Source organism: Leifsonia sp. Leaf264, from assembly GCF_001422325.1.
Taxonomy (GTDB): Bacteria; Actinomycetota; Actinomycetes; order Actinomycetales; family Microbacteriaceae; genus Orlajensenia.
In genome coordinates this window covers 55,327-74,414 of record NZ_LMMR01000006.1, presented here as the reverse complement: position 1 = coordinate 74,414, position 19,088 = coordinate 55,327, and the positions used below count along the sequence as shown (strand labels likewise).

Below are 19,088 nucleotides of genomic sequence, written 5' to 3'. Positions count from 1 at the left end.
AAGGAGACGTCATGACGAACCAGAACAACGACCTGCCGGTCAACCCTCCGGGCATCTCGTTCGAGGACTGGGCCGCCCTGCTCACGGGTGGCACCGGGGGAGCGGCGCCCATGTCGCCGCCTCCGGCGAGTGCGCCCGTGCCTGCGCAGCCGCCTGCCGCTGCCGTGCCGCCCGCGGTCGTGCCACCTGTGGCCGCTCCTGCTGCTCCGCCGGCCGCGGTATCCGTGCCGCCGCTGCAGCCGTCGCAGGTCTCGCCCGCTGCGTCCGACCCGCTGGCCGAGGCCCTCGAGGCATCGTGGCGTGAGAGCCTGCGTCAGGAAGCCCTCCGCGACGCGTCGCAGGTGCAGAACCCCGAGCCCGTCGCCTTCGCCGCGCCCGCTCCTGTTCCGGCTCCGGTCGTTGCTCCAGTGGTCGCACCCGTGGAGGCTGCAGCATCGGTGGCGCCGCTCGCTGTGCCCCTCCCTGCCCCGGTGGCTCCGCCCGTCGGTGAGTCACGTCGTTCGCGACGCGCCGAGATCGCGGCCGAGACCGGCAACCCGTTCACCGACGGACTCGTGGGCGGTACGGATGCCGCAGCTCCCGCCGCGCCCGCTGCTTCTGCCGTGCCGGCCGACGCTGCCGAGCCCGTGCACCCTGCCGTGCCCGACTTCTCGAAGACCGCGCCCCTCGACTCCGGTCTCTTCCGCACCGAAGCCGCTGAGCCGCACCCCACCACGGCTGTGCTGCCGGTGCTGCCGACCGAGGTGCTCGATCTGACGCCGCCGGTCGCGCCTGTGGCGCCGGCAGACGCGGACGCGCCGACGGGTGACGCCGCCGCAGCGCCGGCAGCTGACCTGGCTGTTGCCGACCTCGTCCGGACCCCTCCGACGCATGCACCGGCGCGCGAGCCGCAGGACGGTCGGCCCGCAGCATCCGTTCCCGCCGAGGAATCGGCACCGCGGGCGGACGCCGACCGCGACCTCGTCCACTCCCTCACCGAGGTGGTGCTGCAGGGCGCATCCGACCTCCACGTCACGGCCAACTCGGCGCCGACCATCCGCATCCACGGTGGCCTGACGCAGCTGCCCGGCCCGGTGTGGACCAGCGACAAGACGAAGCAGGCGATCTACAGCATCCTGTCACCGGCGCAGAAGCAGAAGTTCGAGCGCGAGCTCGAGCTCGACTTCGCGTACGCGATCTCGGAGAACGCTCGCTTCCGTGTGAACATCTACCAGCAGCGCGAGAACGTCGGCGCTGCCTTCCGTCTCATCCCGACGGAGATCAAGACCCTCGACCAGCTCGGCATCCCGACGACGGTGTCACGCTTCTCGACGCTGGCCCGCGGTCTCGTGCTCGTCACCGGCCCGACCGGTTCGGGTAAGTCGACGACTCTGGCTGCCCTGATCGACCTGGTCAATTCGACCCGCGCCGACCACATCGTGACGGTCGAGGACCCGATCGAGTTCATGCACAACCACAAGAAGTCGTTGGTCAACCAGCGCGAGGTCGGGCACGACACGCACAGCTTCGCCGCCGCGCTCAAGCACGTGCTGCGCCAGGACCCCGATGTCATCCTGGTGGGCGAGCTCCGCGACCTGGAGACCATCTCCGTCGCCCTCACCGCAGCCGAGACCGGCCACCTCGTCTTCGCCACGCTGCACACGCAGAGCGCGGCGCAGACCATCGACCGCATCATCGACGTCTACCCGCCACACCAGCAGAACCAGGTTCGCGCGCAGCTCGCAGCGACTCTGCAGGGCGTGGTGACTCAGACGCTGGTGAAGAAGGCCAGCGGCATCGGGCGTGCTGTGGCCACCGAGGTGCTCGTCATGACGCCGGCCATCAGCAACCTCGTGCGCGAGGGCAAGACCTACCAGATCGACTCGGCCATGCAGGCCGGTCGCGGTCTCGGTATGCACACCCTCGACCAGCACCTTGCAGAGCTCGTGGATGCCGGCACCATCACGCGCGCGGCCGCCGTCGAGAAGTCGCACGACCTCGAAAGCCTGAAGCGCCTCATCCAACGCGATGAGCGGCACGAGGCCGGCGGCTCGGTCGACGGTATCGACTATGGAGATGCGTTCTCCGGATCGGGGCACTAGCCGATGGCTGCGCCGGCGACGCTCGCGTTCAACTACACGGGCCGTGATACCGAGGGCAAGTCAGCGAAGGGCCGCATCGAGGCCCCCAACCAGTCCGCGGTCGTGAGCAAACTCAAGGCCCTGGGCGTGACGCCCATCGACATCACGGAGGCGCCGGCCGGTACCGGCCTCGGCCGTGAGATCAAGATCCCCGGCTTCGAGAAGAAGGTCAAGCTCAAAGACCTCGCAATCGCCGCGCGTCAGATGGCGACCATGACCTCGGCCGGCTTGTCTCTCATCCGCACCCTCAACATCCTGGCCGACCAGACCGAGAACCCCGCTCTGGCCAAGGTGCTGGGTGAGGTGCGCAGCGATGTCGAGACCGGACTGTCGCTGTCGGATGCCATGCGCAAGCATCCCCGGGTCTTCCCTCCCATCATGCTCAATCTCGTGAAGGCGGGTGAGACGGGCGGGTTCATCGACGAGGCACTCGAGAAGATCGCGAAGAACTTCGAGGACGAGGCGAAGCTGCGCGACACCATCAAGTCCGCTCTCACCTACCCGGTGATCGTGCTCCTCATGTCAGTCGTGGGCGTGATCATCATGCTCATCTTCGTCGTGCCCATCTTCAAGACGATGTTCGAGCAGTTGGGCGGCCAACTGCCGCTGCCGACGCAGGTACTCGTCGTGTTGTCCGAGAACATGACCTGGCTCGCGCCAGTTCTCATCGTGGGATCGATCGTCTTCTCGATCTGGTGGGGGCAGAACAAGCACACCGAGAAGGTGCGTGCTGTCGTCGATCCACTCAAGTTGAAGCTTCCCGTCTTCGGAAAGATCCTGCAGAAGCTCTCGATCGCCCGCTTCGCCCGCAACTTCTCCACGATGATGGCGTCCGGCGTGCCGATCCTTCAGTCCCTGACCATCGTGGGGGAGACGAGCGGCAATATCGTCATCGAACGGGCTCTGCAGAAGGTGCAGGATTCGGTGCGTCAGGGCAAGTCGATCGCCGGCCCGTTGGCCGAGGAAGCGATCTTCCCGACCATGGTGGTGCAGATGATCGCCGTGGGAGAGGACTCCGGCTCGCTCGAGGTCATGTTGAGCAAGGTCGCGGATTTCTATGACCAGGAGGTGCAGGCGGCGACCGAGCAGCTGACCGCACTCATCGAACCCCTCATGATCGCCTTCATCGGAGTCGTCATCGGCGGCATGGTCGTTGCGCTGTACATGCCCGTCTTCCAGATCTTCACCCTCATCAAGTAGTCACGACCGCGAAATACATGCCTCAGTCCGCATGTGACCCTTCGATGCCTGCGGGGCGGCCGCGACCCCCGAGAACTGGGGCCACGAATATCCCGCATCCCCCCTGTTCGCGGGATTCTGCCCGTGAATATGCCGCGAATAGCATCACAAGTGACGGCCCCGAGCTCGTCACTCCATCACTCCCTACATTGATTGGACCAATCACATGACTCGTCTCCTCAACGCGCTGAACAAGCGCCGCGCAGACCTCGAGGGCAACGAAAAGGGCTTCACCCTCATCGAGCTCCTCGTCGTCGTCCTCATCATCGGCATCCTCGCCGCCATCGCCATCCCGGTCTTCCTGGGAATCCAGAACAGCGCGAAGGACTCGGCTACGCAGTCCGGGCTGAACAACCTCAAGACTGCGATCATCGCCAACTACACGGCGAACCCGGGCGACACCGACGCACCCGACATCACCGCACTCGGCGACTACGGCTACACCGACGACACCGACGCTGTCGTCATCACCGCGGGTACCGCGGCGAGTGGCCCCGGGTCCGAGTGGTGCTACGAGGGCTACAACGCCGATTTCACCGCGACTGACACCGATCACGTGTACTCGGTCACTTCAGATGGTGGCGTTGTTAAGGGCGAGTGCTCCTAAACATCACCCACTGTCAGGTGGGGTGCCGGCCGTCGCCGGTGCCCCACCTCTCATCGTTTCACCGCGGTATCAGGGACGGAGGTCCAAACGTGTCCGCTCGCGATTCCAGGCGCCGCGTGACTCTCCGTGCTGCAGGGGAAAATGGCATGGGCCTCGTCGAGATCATCGTCGCAGTACTCCTCCTGGCCGTCGTCGCCCTCTGCATGTTCCCCCTCTTCGCTAACACCATGCAGCTCTCGCGCACGAACATCCTCGTGGCCAGGGCCGCCCAGATCGTGAACACCCAGACCGATCTCGCCAGGCAGCAGGCGAAGCTCACGGCCACCTGTGTAGCGATGTCGAGCCTCTCAGTGGCGACACCCACAGCAGTGCCCGCGATGAATGCCGAGGGACTCACCTACACGCGTACAGTCTCAACCTGCCCGGCGGTCTACCCCGCGACCATGCAGGTGGGTGTCCGTGTCTTCTCCGCGAAGACCGGCGAGGAACTCGCGAGCGCCAGGGCGCTCGTCGTCGTTACGGCGGCGAGCTGACCATGGATCGCCTCAAGCAGCACGACGAGGGCTATACGCTCATCGAGCTGCTCATCTACGTCGGTCTGTTCCTTCTCGTGGCCTTCATCGTCGGCAGCATCCTCCTGAACAGCCTGCGTATCAGTGCGACGGTGACGAACTCGACCTCGACTGTGCAGGGTGGGCAGCTCATCGCACGATCCGTCGATGCCGGCATCCGGAATGCGACCAGCCTCAATGTGGCGTCGGTTCCAGGTCGTCCCAACGATCAGCTGCTCCGGGCGCGAAGTTCCATCGTGAAACTCACCGGATCCGTCAAGACCACGACGTGGCGCTGCCTCGCCTGGTACTACGACTCGGTGAACCAGAAGGTCTACACGAAATCGAACTCGTCAGCAGCTGTGCCGGTTCCAGCGATTTCAGACCTGACGGGACACGGCTGGACGCTGTTGTCGGCCGGCGTGACGTCGTCCACGACGCCATTCGTCAACTCCACCGACTCGAACGGCCCGAAACTCACCACGAACTACAACGTGAGGGCCGGCGACGTGGCCGGGGCGACCTATCAGACGATCATCATCACACTGCAGCAACCTGACACCACGACGGGGCCGACGACATGCTTCTGACACGCGTGCTCAACCGCATTCGTTCCTCCCGACTTCATCAGGACGAGGGCGGAGTCGCGATGGCGGCCGTCATCGGGCTGCTGTTCATGCTCATCGTCGTGAGCCTCGTCGTCACCTCAGCAGCTGCGTCAGCGGCTGGTTTCTCCACCTCCACGCGCGCTCTCATCCAGTCGCAGGCCAACGCCAACTCCGGCATCGAGGCCGTCCGTGCGCAGCTGATGGCGGGCAACTTCGTCTGTGCTAAGACGAACGCCTCGACTGAGCCGCCCTTCTCGGCCGTCGTCACGTACACGGGAATCACCGGCCCTCTCGCCTGCGCCGGAGGCATGGTGGCAGGAACCCCGACCTCCGCGCAGATCGTGTCCACCGGGTTCGCAGATTCCCAGGGAGTCGCGGGAGCCTCGAACGGAAACCAGGCGAAGGTCGGCGCGACGATCGACATCCAGATCGTCCCCGGCGGCATCTCGCTCGACAAGGCGATCTTCACCGAAGGCTCGATGCTGCTCGACAACAGCTCAGAGGTGCACGATTCCGCCGACAACGCCCTCGACGGCAACGTGTACAGCAACAACAAGGTGACCTGCAAGACGGACGGCATCATCGAGGGCACGATCTACGCCCGCGGTGGTCTCGAGATCACGAACACCTGCAAGGCGCTCGGTACGATCTGGGTGGATGGCGACGTGCAGCTCAACGCCTCCGACGTCAACCTCAGCGGCAGCGTCTTCGCCACAGGCAAGGCAGACCTCGGCAAGTCCCACATCGGCGGCAACGTCGTGGTCAACAACAACGTGACCGCCGGCGACTCCTCGGGCTTCACGTGCACCAGTGGCGTGGCGGCCAACGTGTGCGGCTCCATCTACTCGCTCGGCGGCAAGATCACGCTGGGTAACAACGGCACCGTCGTCAAGGGAAGCCTCTACGCCCGCGGTGACATCGGCATCGGTGGCGGCAACAAGACCGTCGCAGGCAATGTCGTGTCTCTGACCGGCCAGGTCACCTCGAGCAACGACGGCGGCGCGCTCGGTGTAGTTGCCACCGGCGGAAAGATCGCCCTCAACAAGGTCCCGAATCCGGCAACCGGCTACTGCGATGCCGACGCCGGCACAGTGTTCCCCGCATGCGCGGCGAACAGCGTCTTCCTGCCGACTCCGTCGACGGCAACGCCGAGCTTCGTGGTCGAATTGCCGATGTTCTCCCCGGCCACCACATTGAACCTCGGCACAGCATCGAGCGTCGTCAAGGTCACGGCACCGCCGCGCCAGGGGATGCCGCAGATCTTCGCCTCGGAGTACGCCACGAAGTGGGCCGGGTGGACGATCGTCACGGCGCCGGCGAACATGTGCAGCAGTAACAACTCGGACTGGACACCGCGCCTCGACACGCTGCTGAGCACCTACCAGGTCAACCCGACGATCAAGCTGCTGGTGAAGTTCAACTGTGCCAACGCGGTCACCCTCGGAAATGACACGGTCAAGCTCCGCGGAGACCTCGCCTTCTCGAGCATGACCGGGTTCGACTCGCAGAACGACCTCACAATCAAGTCGAACGATGGCGCCGTGCACAACATGATGTGGATCGTCCCATCGGATTCCCCCGGCGTGACCTGGAGTGACGCCGACCCCGTCAACGCCCCGGGCCAGAAGAAGGCGGCGTGCTCGCCGTCGCGCGACATCACCCTGAACAAGGCCGCACCCGACAGCAAGACGAGTGTCTTCTTCTACACTCCGTGCTTCTTCAAGCTCACGAACGGCGCGACCTTCAATGGGCAGATCTACTCGGGCAGCTCGTCCTATCCGACAGGTTTCAAGTTCACCCGCGCCGTCATGACCGTTCCCGGTGTGAGCATCCCCGGCGGACCGGCGAGCGCGGGCTCGGTCTCGGTCAACATCACTTCGCGCTTCGACGTGACGGGGTAGCGGATGATCTGGGCAGTACTGATCCTGGTGGCGATCCTCGGTGGAGCGATCGGCTCCTTCCTCAACGTCGTGATCTATCGCGTTCCCATCGGCGCCTCGATCGTCTCCCCGCCCAGCGCCTGCCCGGGCTGTGGCAGCGAGATCAAGCCGTACGACAACATCCCTGTTCTGTCGTGGATGCTCCTGCGAGGGCGTTGCCGTTCCTGCGCTGAGCCGATCTCCATCCGCTACCCGCTCGTCGAAGCGGGAACCGCGATCCTGTTCGTGCTCGCGGCGCTGCGATTCGTTCCACCGCTGTTCGACGTCGACACAGTTCCCGCTGTCGTCGGCGGCATCCTCGCCCTGGTGGCGTACCTCTATCTAGCATCGATCAGCGTCGCCCTGGCTCTCATCGACATCGATACGCACAGGCTGCCGAACGCCATCGTGCTCCCGGCGTACGCCGTTGGGGTCGTCGCCTTCGTCGCCGCGGCCTGGCTGAGCGGCGACTGGACTTCGCTCGTGACCGCGGGCATCGGACTGCTGAGCCTCGGCGGCTTCTACCTGGTCCTCTTCCTCATCTCGCCCGCGTGGATGGGAGGAGGAGACGTGAAGCTCGCCGGAGTGCTCGGTCTCTTCCTCGGCTTCCTCGGCTGGGGCCCGCTCGTGATCGGCGCCTTCTCTGCTTTCCTTTTGGGCGGACTCTTCGGCGTCGCGGTCCTGATCGCCAAGCGGGGTCAGCGCGGGCAGGGGATCCCCTTCGGGCCATGGATGCTGCTCGGCGCCTGGATCGGAATCCTCGTCGGTGAGCCCATCGCCGCGTGGTACTTGAGTCTGTTCGGCCTGGGAGTCTGAAATGCACACGATGAATGAGAGCGAGGGCGTCGTATGGCCACGTCGATAGTCGGAGTCGATTTCGGGGGAGGGATGCTGCGGGCCGTCGAGTTGTCGGATGCGGACAAGTCCCGCCCCACCATCGAGCGGTACAACGAGATGCCGCTGCCGGAGGGTGCCATCGTGCGCGGCGAGGTGGTCGAGCCCAACACCGTCGCAACAGCGCTCAAGAGGCTGTGGTCCACCGGTGGTTTCACCTCCAAGTCGATCGCGATCGGCGTCGGAAACCACAAGGTTCTCGCCCGTGACCTGACGGTGCCGCGGATGCCGCTCCAGCGCATCCGCGAATCACTGCCGTTCCAGGTGCAGGAGATGCTGCCCATGCCCGTGGCGGAAGCGCTTCTCGACTTCTACCCCGTCGCAGAGATCGAGACCGAGCAGGGCCCCCAGGTGCAGGGTCTCCTGGTCGCTGCAGCGAAGGACGCGGTGATGGCCAACATCCGCGCCGCGAAACTCGCGGGCCTCTCCACCGTCGAGGTCGACCTCATCCCGTTCGCGCTGTCGCGTGTGTTCCTGCGCGACGAGCGAGGGTCGGGCACAGTGATGCTCGTCGAGGTCGGTGGTGGAACGACGAGCGTCGTCATTGCGACGAACGGTGTTCCCCAGTTCCTGCGAATCATCCCCACCGGCAGCGTCGACCTCACGCAGACTCTGGCTGCGCGCCTCGAGATCCCTGTCGAACAGGCCGAGACCTTCAAACGCACGATCGGGCTCTCGAGTTCCCCCGTCGAGCCTCAATATCAGCGCGCACTCGAGACGGTCTACGAGCTGACCGGGGAGCTGCTCACCAGCATCCGGAACACGCTGACATACTTCGTGAACACGCGGCCTGCGCAGCAACCGAGTCGCATTCTCCTCAGCGGCGGTGGTGCCGCGGTTCCCGGTTTCGACAGGGTGCTGCAGGAGTTCACGCGGCTCCCCGTGCACATCGCCGACCCGTTCGAGCGGTTCGCCGTCTCGCGGAAACTCGATGAAGCCGAGATGCGCAGGCAGGGCCCGTCGGCAGCAGTGGCGCTCGGCCTCGCGATGGCGGCAGCAGCATGACCGCCACCGAGGAACGCGTCGAGCCGAAGTCGTCGAAGAAGGACAAGGCTGCAGTCGCTCCCAAGCAACGGTCCGGATCAGATATCGCGATCGGCGGGGTACCCCGAGTCGATCTGCTGCCGGCCGAAGTGCGCTCCGAGCGCACCTCCAAGCGTCTCCACCGCCGTATTGCCGTCGGGGTCGTCCTGCTCGCCGTCCTCGTCGTCATCGGCATTGCTGCATCCACCCTTGCCGCCATCACCAGTGCGGCGAATCTCGCGATCGAACAGCAGCGCACGAATGACCTCCTTCTCGAGCAGCAGAAGTACTCGGAGATCCGCCAGGTGCAGCAGCAGACCACTGCGCTGACAGATGCCCAGCGAATCGGAGCATGGACGGAGATCGACTGGAAGGACTACCTCCAGGCGTTGACCGCCACCCTGCCCGCCACGGCCGTGATCACGGACGTCAGCGTCGACTCCGCGAGTCCACTCGCCGAATACACCCAGGCGACAGCGCCGCTTCAGGGGCCGAAGGTCGCATCCGTGGCGCTCAGCGTCACCAGCACCGAACTGCCATCAGTCCCTGACTGGATCGACCGGCTGGCGACGCTGCCGGGCTTCGCCGATGCGGTGCCGAGTGCCATCACCGGCGACGCAACGACGGGCCAGTATCAGGTGAGCGTCGTCATCCATGTGAACAAGGACGCATTCAGGAGCCGCTTCAAGCCAGAACCCGCGGCCACCGACTCCGATGCAACAGCCACGACTGGAGACTCCGAATGAACGCGACCAGGCTCTGGATCATCGGGGCGACGCTGGTCGCGGTTCTCCTTGTCGCTGGAGGCTGGTTCCTCGGCATCTCACCGCAGCTCGCGGCGGCCGCAGCGGCAGACAGCCAGCGTGCATCAGTCCTCGTTCAGAACACGGGCCTCGAGGCAGATCTGGCCAGCATGATTGCCGACTCCAAACACATCAAGGAGGAGAAGGCGAAGCTCGCTGCTCTCCAGAGATCGATTCCCGCGGATGTCGACATCAGCGACTTCATGCGTGAGGTGCTCGCCTCGGCAACCCAGCGCACAGTGGCGATCACCGGTGTGACAGTGGGCGAGGGGCAGCCGTATGCCGGCGCTGTCGAGAAGCCGGCCGCTGCTGCGGCGACGCCTGCGGCTGAAGGGTCGACGTCGACTCCCACGCCGAGTCCGAGCGCCTCTCCGGCGGCGACGCCCGCACCTGCAGCAGCTGCGTCGACGGACTCAGCCGCGATGGGGGAGCCGACCAGCTCTCTCGTCACTCCGACGAACTTCGTCGCGATTCCCATCTCCCTCACGGTGAGTGGCGAGAACGCCAACGTTCTCGACTTCGTCGAGTCGTTGCAGAGCGGCTCTCGACTCATGCTCGTCAACGTCCTCACCACGAAGCAGGCTGCGGCCGCGGCGACGGCCGACTCCGGCGACGGCGACGCCCCCGTCCAGGCCACCCTTCCCACCGGCACCGCCGTCGACAGCACGATCAGCGGCTACGTCTACGTGTACCTGAGCGGCGGCGCGGCGGCTCCGGCACCCGCTGCGGCCGGCTGACGCCGCCACCCGCACGCCTAACGCCCCACCGGGCGCCCCGTTGCTAGTGTGAGCAACGACGGGCGCCCGCTGGGCGCGGGAGGAGTACGCCAGATGAGCACGACGGAGCCGAACGGGGCTGAGGAGCCCACGACCGAGGCCGCGCCCACCACAGGGGCGAACCACGTCGCCGACGCACCCGTCGACGCCCCGACCGGTGCCACGACGGTCATCGACACCCCGGCAGCACCGGTGGCCGAGCCCGCGGCCGAGCCTGTCGTCGAGCCAGAGCCCCTCATCGAGCCGCCGGCGCCCGAACCCGCCGCCGCTTATGTCGCTCCGGCCGTCGACACTGTTCCGGATGCCGCTCCCGCTGAGGAGCCCATCGACTACGACTCCGCGGCCGAACCCGAGCCCTACGTCTCCCCGTCGACGATCGCGGCCCCTGCCGCTGCCGGCGCCACCGCCGTCGCAGCCGAGCCCGTCATCGCCGAGCCCCCGGCTGCGGAGTACCCGAACGACGCCTACCCGGCGCCAGCCACTCCCATCTACGTCCAGGCGCCCACGCCGCCGGTCGACAAGGGCAACCGTGGCTTCGGCATCCTCGTCGGTCTCATCGCCACAGCCGTGTTCGCACTGCTCTACTCGATCGTCGCGCTCATCACCGCAGGCGTGTTCACCGGGGACGGGGCCGCCCAGGCGTTCCAGGACTTCGCCGTCCGCCCGGTGTTCTACGTGCCGATCATCGCCTTCTTCCTCGCCTTCGCCCTGCTGTCGGCCATCATCAACCGTTCGGGCTGGTGGTCGTGGGTGCTCGGTGCGTTCTTCGGCGCAGTTCTGGTCTACTTCTCCTACATCGGCGCCTCGCTGCTGACGGTCGGGGCGTGGAACCTCACCTACGACGAGTCGGTCGCCTTCCTCGCCAACCGCTGGTTCGACCCGCTCGCGATCGGCGCCGCCGTCATCGCCCGCGAGGTCCCCATCTGGTTCGGCGCCTGGATCTCCGCGCGCGGCCGCAAGGTCTCCGAGCGCAATGTCGCCGCCCGCCAGGAGTACGACCGCGTTCTCGCCGAGGGCCCGACCCTCAGCCGCTAGCCCCCGAAGGACCCCGCGAGAACGCAGCTCGCGCGGGTGCCATCCACCGAAACCGCAGAAACCGCGGGTGCCGACTCACTGGCACCCGCGGTTTTCTCCGTTCTCGGCGACCACCGAACGCATGCAGCCACCGCTTCGAGCCGCGGATGCCGCTCCCACCCCGCGTAGCCTGAAAGCATGTCCGTCCCCGCATCGCAGCAGGCCCCGCGCCGCATCGTGCTCACTCTCGCGGTGTTCGCGCTGGCGGCGTTCCTCGCGGCTGTCGTCTGCGCCTTCGGGTTCGCGAGCCTCATCACAGATGTCGCCGTCATCGACGAGACGGATGCCGGCCCCCTGGTCGGACCGCTCATGGTCGCTGCTGCGGCGGTCGTCCTGTTCTGCGCCCTCATCGTCGTCGGCATCCGCGTCGATGCGACCTCGCGCTTCATCTCGCTGTGGGCGATCCTCGCCACGGGCGTGGCCACCACCGCCGCCTACCTGCTCGCCGGCGCCCTCGCCTACTCCGCCACGACGGGCGACGCGGTGGACGCGGTGCTGTTCCTCGGCCATCACATCCTGCGCCTGTTCACCCTCGTCGTGTTCCTGCTCGCCGTCGTGACGGCCGTGCTCTACCTGCTCGTACTGCTCCGCCAACTGCACGGCGGTCTGCGTCCGCTCTGGCCTTGGGAGAAGCCCGGCGCCAACTGACGCAGCCCGCCCGCGTCAGCGAGTTGCGCCCAATCTCCCCGGAATCACACGCCGAACGGTACGGTGAGAGTCGTGGAAGGCTCGATCGAAGCCCGTGTGAGCCACGAAGTCGACAACTGGCTCCGGTGGTTGCCAAAATGGCGCCCCGGCACCCATCGCTCACGCACACGACTCTGTCGCCGCTGCTTCGGCTCTCCGATCATCGCCGCGGCCGGCCTGTCCACCGACGTTCCGCACGCCGTGCAGCACGCGCTCTCCATGCGCATGAAGCTCATCATCGACTCCGCCGTCGACGACTACACCGACCGCAACCTGCCGTTGCTGCGCCGTGAGATCCGGCTGTCGGAGGAGCGCAAGGCGCACCGTCCGTATCGTCCGGGGGAGGGGCTGCCTCCCGAGGTCGCCGGCCTCGAGCTCGACCCGGAGCCGGAACCGGGCCAGCCCTACCTCTTCACCCTCGGCGAGCTCGCCAGCCAGACCGCGGCCGAGCAGGCTCCGCCTCCGCCCGAGCCGCTGTCGGAGCCCGAGAAGGAGGCGATCCGCGCCGAGGTCAAGCTCGCCGACCAGTACGCCAAGCAGATCGGTCGTCGCGTGTGCGTCGAACTCGTGCAGCATCGCGACCGCATCGAGAAGGCCGTCGGCGACATCGTCGAGCCGCAGATCGCGCAGCTCCTGGCCGACCTCGACCGGGAACTCGACTCCCCGCTCTGGCCCGGCCTCTGACGGAATGCGGATGCCGCCCCGCGCGTTGCATTCATGGTGAGCCCCGCATCCACGCTGTCTGAACGGACGCCGTGAGAGGTCGGCCCTCGTTTGACCGGCTGTGCGCCGGGCGGTAGAGTGGGGAGGGTGTGCGCTCCTGTGCGCGCTCGTTCCATGCCACGGCTTCGGCCGGGTCGGAGAACGGGCGACGAGGGCCACGCGGGAAGGGAGCCCTGAACGGGCTGCCCCCACGGCATACCCACCATACAAAAGGCGTCGCTCGTCTGCGATGCCGGTGGGTCGTGATGTGAAACAAATCATCAAGCTGTCACCGTGCAGCACAACAAGGAGAAATAGTGCCAACCATTCAGCAGTTGGTCCGTAAGGGGCGCACGCCGAAGGTCTCGAAGACCAAGGCTCCCGCCCTGAAGGCCAACCCCCAGCAGCGCGGCGTCTGCACGCGCGTCTACACGACGACGCCGAAGAAGCCGAACTCGGCTCTCCGCAAGGTCGCCCGTGTGAAGCTCTCCAACGGAACCGAGGTCACGGCCTACATTCCCGGCGAGGGTCACAACCTGCAGGAGCACTCGATGGTGCTCGTGCGCGGCGGTCGTGTGAAGGACCTCCCCGGTGTGCGCTACAAGATCGTTCGCGGCGCACTCGACACCCAGGCGGTCAAGAACCGTAAGCAAGCGCGTAGCCGCTACGGAGCGAAGATGGACAAGAAGTAATGCCTCGTAAAGGACCCGCGCCCAAGCGCCCCGTCGTCGCAGACCCCGTCTACGGCGCCCCGATCGTCAGCCAGCTCGTCAACAAGATCCTCAAGGATGGCAAGAAGGCCATCGCTGAGCGCATCGTGTACGACGCTCTCGAGGGTGTCTCGGCCAAGAACGGCCAGGACGCTGTCGTCACCCTGAAGAAGGCACTCGACAACGTGCGCCCGACCCTCGAGGTCCGGTCGCGTCGCGTCGGTGGCTCCACCTACCAGGTGCCCGTCGAGGTCAAGCCTCACCGTGCGAACACCCTGGCGCTGCGCTGGCTCACCAGCTACGCCAAGGCTCGCCGCGAGAAGACCATGACCGAGCGCCTCACCAACGAGATCCTCGACGCGTCCAACGGCCTCGGTGCCGCTGTGAAGCGTCGTGAGGACACTCACAAGATGGCCGAGTCGAACAAGGCATTCGCCCACTACCGCTGGTAGTCGGCAGGCGGATGCCGCGGCTCACCGTCGCGGCATCCGCCCATCTTCACCCCAACAACTTTTTTCGGAGGACTCCCCGTGGCACAAGACGTGCTCACCGACCTGAGCAAGGTCCGCAACATCGGCATCATGGCCCACATCGATGCCGGCAAGACGACGACAACTGAGCGCATCCTGTTCTACACGGGCGTCAACCACAAGATCGGCGAGACCCACGACGGCGCCTCGACGACCGACTGGATGGAGCAGGAGAAGGAGCGCGGCATCACGATCACGTCCGCCGCCGTGACCTGCTACTGGAACAAGAACCAGATCAACATCATCGACACCCCTGGACACGTCGACTTCACCGTCGAGGTGGAGCGTTCGCTCCGCGTGCTCGATGGCGCCGTCGCCGTCTTCGACGGCAAGGAGGGCGTCGAGCCCCAGTCCGAGACCGTCTGGCGTCAGGCCGACAAGTACAACGTCCCGCGCATCTGCTTCGTCAACAAGATGGACAAGCTCGGCGCCGACTTCTACTTCACCGTCGACACCATCGTGAAGCGCCTCGGCGCCAAGCCGCTGGTGCTGCAGCTCCCGATCGGCTCCGAGTCGAACTTCGAGGGCGTCGTCGACCTCATCGAGATGCGCGCACTCACCTGGCGTGGAGACGCCAAGGGTGACGTCCAGATGGGCGCCAAGTACGCCATCGAGGAGATCCCCGCCGACCTCGTCGAGAAGGCTGCCGAGTACCGCACCCTCCTCCTCGAGACCGTCGCCGAGACCAGCGATGACCTCATGGAGAAGTACTTCGGTGGCGAGGAGCTGACCGTCGCCGAGATCAAGGCCGCGATCCGCAAGCTCACCGTCAACTCGGAGATCTACCCGGTCCTCTGCGGTTCCGCGTTCAAGAACCGCGGCGTGCAGCCCATGCTCGACGCCGTCATCGACTTCCTCCCCTCGCCCCTCGACGTCCCCGCCATCGAGGCGCACGACGCTCGCGACGAGGAGAAGGTCGTCATGCGTCACGCGGATGCCGCCGAGCCGTTCACGGCCCTGGCCTTCAAGGTCGCCGTGCACCCGTTCTTCGGTCGCCTCACTTACGTGCGCGTCTACTCGGGTCGTCTCGACTCCGGCGCCCAGGTCATCAACTCGACCAAGGGCAAGAAGGAGCGCATCGGCAAGATCTTCCAGATGCACGCCAACAAGGAGATCCCCGTCGACTCGGTGACCGCCGGCAACATCTACGCCGTCATCGGCCTCAAGGACACGACCACGGGTGACACCCTGTGCGACCCCGACCACCAGGTCGTGCTCGAGTCGATGACCTTCCCCGAGCCCGTCATCGAGGTCGCCATCGAGCCGAAGACCAAGGCCGACCAGGAGAAGCTCGGCACTGCGATCCAGAAGCTCGCCGAGGAGGACCCGACCTTCCGCACCGAGCAGAACCAGGAGACCGGTCAGACGGTCATCAAGGGAATGGGTGAGCTGCACCTCGACATCCTGGTCGACCGCATGAAGCGCGAGTTCAACGTCGAGGCCAACGTGGGCAAGCCCCAGGTCGCCTACCGCGAGACGATCAAGAAGACCGTCGAGCGTCACGACTACACCCACAAGAAGCAGACGGGTGGATCGGGCCAGTTCGCCAAGATCCAGTTCGCGCTGGAGCCCCTCGAGGTCACGGCCGAGCAGACCTACCTGTTCGAGAACAAGACCACCGGTGGACGCGTTCCCCGTGAGTACATTCCTTCGGTGGACGCCGGATTCCAGGACGCCATGCAGTACGGCATCCTGGCCGGATACCCGATGGTCGGCGTCAAGGCAAGCCTGCTTGACGGCGCCGCACACGACGTCGACTCCTCGGAGATGGCGTTCAAGATCGCCGGCTCGATGGGCTTCAAGGAAGCCGCTCGGAAGGCGAACCCGGTTCTGCTCGAGCCGCTCATGGCCGTCGAGGTGCGCACCCCTGAGGAATACATGGGTGACGTCATCGGTGACCTGAACTCGCGCCGCGGTCAGATCCAGTCCATGGAGGACGCCAGTGGTGTGAAGGTCATTCGCGCCAACGTCCCCCTGTCGGAGATGTTCGGATACATCGGCGACCTGCGCTCGAAGACCTCGGGCCGCGCCGTGTACTCGATGACGTTCGACAGCTACTCGGAGGTCCCGAAGGCAGTCGCCGACGAGATCGTCCAGAAGAACAAGGGCGAGTAACACCACCTGCGTTCACCGCGCTGGAGCACTGACAGCAATGTCGGCGCCGGGGGAGCCCAGCTCCCCCGGTTCACGCCCCGGTTGATGAAGTAACATGACAACACAAACCCCCGTAGAAACCGAGTGCAATCCAGCGCCCGGCGCTTCTACACGAGTCCTGAGGAGGACCCACAGTGGCTAAGGCCAAGTTCGAGCGGACCAAGCCGCACGTCAACATCGGAACGATCGGTCACGTCGACCACGGCAAGACCACGCTCACCGCCGCTATCTCGAAGGTGCTCGCGGACAAGTTCCCGTCTGCCACCAACGTGCAGCGCGACTTCGCGTCGATCGACTCCGCTCCCGAGGAGCGCCAGCGCGGCATCACGATCAACATCTCGCACGTCGAGTACGAGACGCCGAAGCGCCACTACGCGCACGTCGACGCTCCCGGTCACGCCGACTACATCAAGAACATGATCACCGGTGCTGCACAGATGGACGGCGCGATCCTCGTGGTCGCCGCCACCGACGGCCCGATGGCTCAGACGCGTGAGCACGTGCTGCTCGCCAAGCAGGTCGGCGTTCCCTACCTGCTCGTCGCGCTGAACAAGTCCGACATGGTCGACGACGAGGAGATCCTGGAGCTCGTCGAGCTCGAGGTTCGCGAGCTGCTCTCCAGCCAGGGCTTCGATGGCGACAACGCCCCCGTCGTCCAGGTCTCGGGCCTCAAGGCTCTCGAGGGTGACGAGAAGTGGGTCCAGTCGATCCTCGACCTCATGGACGCCGTCGACGAGTCCGTTCCGGACCCGATCCGCGACAAGGACAAGCCGTTCCTCATGCCCGTCGAGGACGTCTTCACGATCACCGGTCGTGGCACCGTCGTCACCGGCCGCGCCGAGCGTGGAACCCTCAAGATCAACTCCGAGGTCGAGATCGTCGGCATCCGCCCGACGCAGAAGACCACGGTCACTGGTATCGAGATGTTCCACAAGCAGCTCGACGAGGCATGGGCCGGCGAGAACTGTGGTCTGCTCCTCCGCGGCACCAAGCGCGAGGATGTCGAGCGCGGCCAGGTCGTCGTCAAGCCGGGTTCGGTCACGCCGCACACCGACTTCGAGGGCACCGCGTACATCCTGTCCAAGGATGAGGGTGGGCGTCACAACCCGTTCTACGCGAACTACCGTCCGCAGTTCTACTTCCGCACCACCGACGTCACCGGCGTCATCACGCTGCCCGAGGGCACCGAGATGGTCATGCCCGGCGACACCACAGACATGACGGTCGCGCTGATCCAGCCGATCGCCATGGAAGAGGGCCTCGGCTTCGCCATCCGTGAGGGTGGACGCACCGTGGGTGCCGGTACGGTCACCAGCATCATCAAGTAGTAACTCTCGTTACTCCTGAAAAGGGGGTCGGGCCTTCGGGCTCGGCCCCCTTTTCGCATGCGTCGCGCTGGTGACGATTGGGTGAGAGTCGGCCCACGATCCTTGCGTTCGCATGGGGGTTCATGGTTACCGTGGCGGGATGCAGCGCGAATCGGCGGTCCCCTCCGACCGTCGTCCTGCGCGCCCGGAGATCCAGGCCCTCCGCGCCCTGGCCGTCGGTGTCGTGGTGCTCTACCACTTCTGGCCCGCTCTCGCCCCCGCCGGTTATGTCGGCGTCGACGTCTTCTTCGTCGTGTCTGGCTTCCTCATCACGGGCATCCTGCTGCGGGATGCCGCCCAGAACGGACGCATCCGCTTCGCGCGCTTCTACGGGCGTCGTGTACGCCGCATCCTGCCCTCCGCTCTCCTGGTGCTCGCCGTCACAGCCGTGACGACGGCCATCGTCGTGCCGCCGGCGGAGGCCGCACGCTGGTTCCGCGAGATCCTGGCGAGCACGCTGTTCATCGAGAACTGGACGCAGGCGGTCGACTCGCAGCAGGCGGCGACGGCGGCCCTCGAGTCGACGCCCGTGCAGCACTACTGGTCGCTCTCGGTCGAGGAGCAGTTCTACCTGCTCTGGCCGCTCGTCATCCTCGCCGGGGTCTGGATCGCAGCCCGTCTCGTCCGCCCCAGGATGTGCGTGGTCGTCATCCTGCTCGCGACGGTCACCGCACTCTCCTTCGCCTCGTCCATCCTGCTCGTGAGCATTGACAACAACCTCGCCTACTTCTCCACCCTCAGCCGTGCGTGGGAGTTCGGGGTCGGCGGACTGCTCGCCTGTGCGCCACTGGCGGTGGGGCGTGACCGGCTCCGTGCTGCAGCATCCTGGTTCGGGCTCGCCCTGATCGTGGCATCCGTCTACGTCGCGACTGACATCGACGCGTTCCCCGGGCTGGCGGTGCTGATGCCCGTGCTCGGGACCGCTGCTGTCATCTGGGCAGGCACTCCCGCCGTCGGCTGGTCGACCAGCCGGCTGGTGTCGCTGGCACCAGTGCTGTGGGTCGGCGGCATCTCCTACGCGCTCTACCTGTGGCACTGGCCCGTCGTGCTGTTGACGCCCTACATCACCGGCCGGCCCAGTGAGAACCCGGTGATGCTGCTCCTGCTGGCCATCTCGGTGCTGCTCGCCTGGGGCACGACGTGCTTGATCGAGGACCCGATCCGCTTCGGGACGGCCAGCCACCGGCTCCGCACCCGCACCATCATCGCCGGCGCCGCAGCCATGGCCGTCGCACTCGTCGGAGGCTCGGCCCTCGCCGCTGACGCCCTCACCGAGGAGGCCGAGCACCTCGCCTGCCGCAGCGGCGCTCCGTGACACCCAGTG

The 19,088-nt window shown here is 66.1% G+C and carries 18 protein-coding genes; all 18 read left to right on the top strand.

Annotated features, from left to right (window positions below; genetic code table 11):
- The first annotated feature begins 11 nt into the window (after positions 1-11).
- The 18 genes from ASF30_RS23385 to ASF30_RS13425 all read left to right on the top strand — a co-directional run bounded on the left by ASF30_RS23385 (position 12) and on the right by ASF30_RS13425 (position 19,079).
- Positions 12-2,081 (top strand): type IV pilus twitching motility protein PilT, encoded by a 2,070-nt coding sequence (locus tag ASF30_RS23385; protein WP_235480334.1) that lies wholly within the window; start codon positions 12-14, stop codon positions 2,079-2,081.
- Between the two features lie 3 nt (positions 2,082-2,084).
- Positions 2,085-3,320, top strand: coding sequence for a type II secretion system F family protein (locus ASF30_RS13505; protein WP_055907505.1), 1,236 nt, complete (start codon positions 2,085-2,087; stop codon positions 3,318-3,320).
- A 205-nt stretch (positions 3,321-3,525) separates the two neighbouring features.
- On the top strand, positions 3,526-3,966 hold the full coding sequence (locus tag ASF30_RS23530) for a type II secretion system protein (protein WP_082467808.1): 441 nt from the start codon (positions 3,526-3,528) through the stop codon (positions 3,964-3,966).
- A gap of 146 nt (positions 3,967-4,112) precedes the next feature.
- Positions 4,113-4,499 (top strand): hypothetical protein, encoded by a 387-nt coding sequence (locus tag ASF30_RS13495; protein WP_055907502.1) that lies wholly within the window; start codon positions 4,113-4,115, stop codon positions 4,497-4,499.
- A gap of 2 nt (positions 4,500-4,501) precedes the next feature.
- Positions 4,502-5,107, top strand: coding sequence for a PilW family protein (locus tag ASF30_RS13490; RefSeq protein ID WP_055907498.1), 606 nt, complete (start codon positions 4,502-4,504; stop codon positions 5,105-5,107).
- On the top strand, positions 5,098-7,026 hold the full coding sequence (locus ASF30_RS13485; protein ID WP_157497395.1) for a hypothetical protein: 1,929 nt from the start codon (positions 5,098-5,100) through the stop codon (positions 7,024-7,026). Before ASF30_RS13490 ends, ASF30_RS13485 begins: the two co-directional genes overlap by 10 nt.
- A 3-nt stretch (positions 7,027-7,029) precedes the next feature.
- Positions 7,030-7,860, top strand: coding sequence for a prepilin peptidase (locus tag ASF30_RS13480; RefSeq protein ID WP_055907491.1), 831 nt, complete (start codon positions 7,030-7,032; stop codon positions 7,858-7,860).
- 33 nt (positions 7,861-7,893) lie between these two features.
- Positions 7,894-8,943, top strand: a complete 1,050-nt coding sequence (pilM, locus tag ASF30_RS13475; RefSeq protein WP_055907488.1) for a type IV pilus assembly protein PilM — start codon at positions 7,894-7,896, stop codon at positions 8,941-8,943.
- Positions 8,940-9,707 carry a hypothetical protein gene (locus ASF30_RS13470; protein WP_055907485.1) on the top strand — a complete coding sequence of 256 codons (768 nt, stop codon included), beginning with the start codon at positions 8,940-8,942 and terminating at the stop codon, positions 9,705-9,707. The genes pilM and ASF30_RS13470 overlap by 4 nt, the downstream gene beginning before the upstream one ends.
- The gene (locus ASF30_RS13465) at positions 9,704-10,501 is read left to right on the top strand and encodes a hypothetical protein (RefSeq protein ID WP_055907482.1); all 798 of its coding nucleotides are present in this window, start codon (positions 9,704-9,706) and stop codon (positions 10,499-10,501) included. The genes ASF30_RS13470 and ASF30_RS13465 overlap by 4 nt, the downstream gene beginning before the upstream one ends.
- A 93-nt stretch (positions 10,502-10,594) precedes the next feature.
- A complete protein-coding gene (locus tag ASF30_RS13460) occupies positions 10,595-11,575 on the top strand; it encodes a CvpA family protein (protein WP_055907478.1) in 981 nt (326 codons plus the stop codon).
- 177 nt (positions 11,576-11,752) lie between these two features.
- Complete coding sequence (locus ASF30_RS13455) at positions 11,753-12,262, top strand: DUF6121 family protein (protein WP_055907474.1); 510 nt, start codon at positions 11,753-11,755, stop codon at positions 12,260-12,262.
- Positions 12,263-12,334: 72 nt separating this feature from the next.
- Positions 12,335-12,985: a hypothetical protein gene (locus ASF30_RS13450; RefSeq protein WP_055907471.1), complete on the top strand. Its 651-nt coding sequence runs from the start codon at positions 12,335-12,337 to the stop codon at positions 12,983-12,985.
- Positions 12,986-13,320: 335 nt separating this feature from the next.
- A complete protein-coding gene (gene rpsL, locus ASF30_RS13445; protein ID WP_055821401.1) occupies positions 13,321-13,695 on the top strand; it encodes a 30S ribosomal protein S12 in 375 nt (124 codons plus the stop codon).
- Positions 13,695-14,165, top strand: coding sequence for a 30S ribosomal protein S7 (rpsG, locus tag ASF30_RS13440; protein ID WP_055821398.1), 471 nt, complete (start codon positions 13,695-13,697; stop codon positions 14,163-14,165). Before rpsL ends, rpsG begins: the two co-directional genes overlap by 1 nt.
- A 78-nt stretch (positions 14,166-14,243) precedes the next feature.
- Positions 14,244-16,358, top strand: coding sequence for an elongation factor G (gene fusA / locus ASF30_RS13435; RefSeq protein ID WP_055907468.1), 2,115 nt, complete (start codon positions 14,244-14,246; stop codon positions 16,356-16,358).
- Positions 16,359-16,531: 173 nt separating this feature from the next.
- Positions 16,532-17,725, top strand: a complete 1,194-nt coding sequence (gene tuf / locus ASF30_RS13430) for an elongation factor Tu (protein WP_055907465.1) — start codon at positions 16,532-16,534, stop codon at positions 17,723-17,725.
- A 139-nt stretch (positions 17,726-17,864) separates the two neighbouring features.
- Complete coding sequence (locus ASF30_RS13425; RefSeq protein ID WP_055907462.1) at positions 17,865-19,079, top strand: acyltransferase family protein; 1,215 nt, start codon at positions 17,865-17,867, stop codon at positions 19,077-19,079.
- The last annotated feature ends 9 nt before the right edge of the window (positions 19,080-19,088 follow it).

Coding starts and splice junctions, on each gene's coding strand:
- ASF30_RS23385 (WP_235480334.1), top strand. CDS start 12: ATGACGAACCAGAACAACGACCTGCCGGTCAACCCTCCGGGCATCTCG.
- ASF30_RS13505 (WP_055907505.1), top strand. CDS start 2,085: ATGGCTGCGCCGGCGACGCTCGCGTTCAACTACACGGGCCGTGATACC.
- ASF30_RS23530 (WP_082467808.1), top strand. CDS start 3,526: ATGACTCGTCTCCTCAACGCGCTGAACAAGCGCCGCGCAGACCTCGAG.
- ASF30_RS13495 (WP_055907502.1), top strand. CDS start 4,113: ATGGGCCTCGTCGAGATCATCGTCGCAGTACTCCTCCTGGCCGTCGTC.
- ASF30_RS13490 (WP_055907498.1), top strand. CDS start 4,502: ATGGATCGCCTCAAGCAGCACGACGAGGGCTATACGCTCATCGAGCTG.
- ASF30_RS13485 (WP_157497395.1), top strand. CDS start 5,098: ATGCTTCTGACACGCGTGCTCAACCGCATTCGTTCCTCCCGACTTCAT.
- ASF30_RS13480 (WP_055907491.1), top strand. CDS start 7,030: ATGATCTGGGCAGTACTGATCCTGGTGGCGATCCTCGGTGGAGCGATC.
- pilM (WP_055907488.1), top strand. CDS start 7,894: ATGGCCACGTCGATAGTCGGAGTCGATTTCGGGGGAGGGATGCTGCGG.
- ASF30_RS13470 (WP_055907485.1), top strand. CDS start 8,940: ATGACCGCCACCGAGGAACGCGTCGAGCCGAAGTCGTCGAAGAAGGAC.
- ASF30_RS13465 (WP_055907482.1), top strand. CDS start 9,704: ATGAACGCGACCAGGCTCTGGATCATCGGGGCGACGCTGGTCGCGGTT.
- ASF30_RS13460 (WP_055907478.1), top strand. CDS start 10,595: ATGAGCACGACGGAGCCGAACGGGGCTGAGGAGCCCACGACCGAGGCC.
- ASF30_RS13455 (WP_055907474.1), top strand. CDS start 11,753: ATGTCCGTCCCCGCATCGCAGCAGGCCCCGCGCCGCATCGTGCTCACT.
- rpsG (WP_055821398.1), top strand. CDS start 13,695: ATGCCTCGTAAAGGACCCGCGCCCAAGCGCCCCGTCGTCGCAGACCCC.
- ASF30_RS13425 (WP_055907462.1), top strand. CDS start 17,865: ATGCAGCGCGAATCGGCGGTCCCCTCCGACCGTCGTCCTGCGCGCCCG.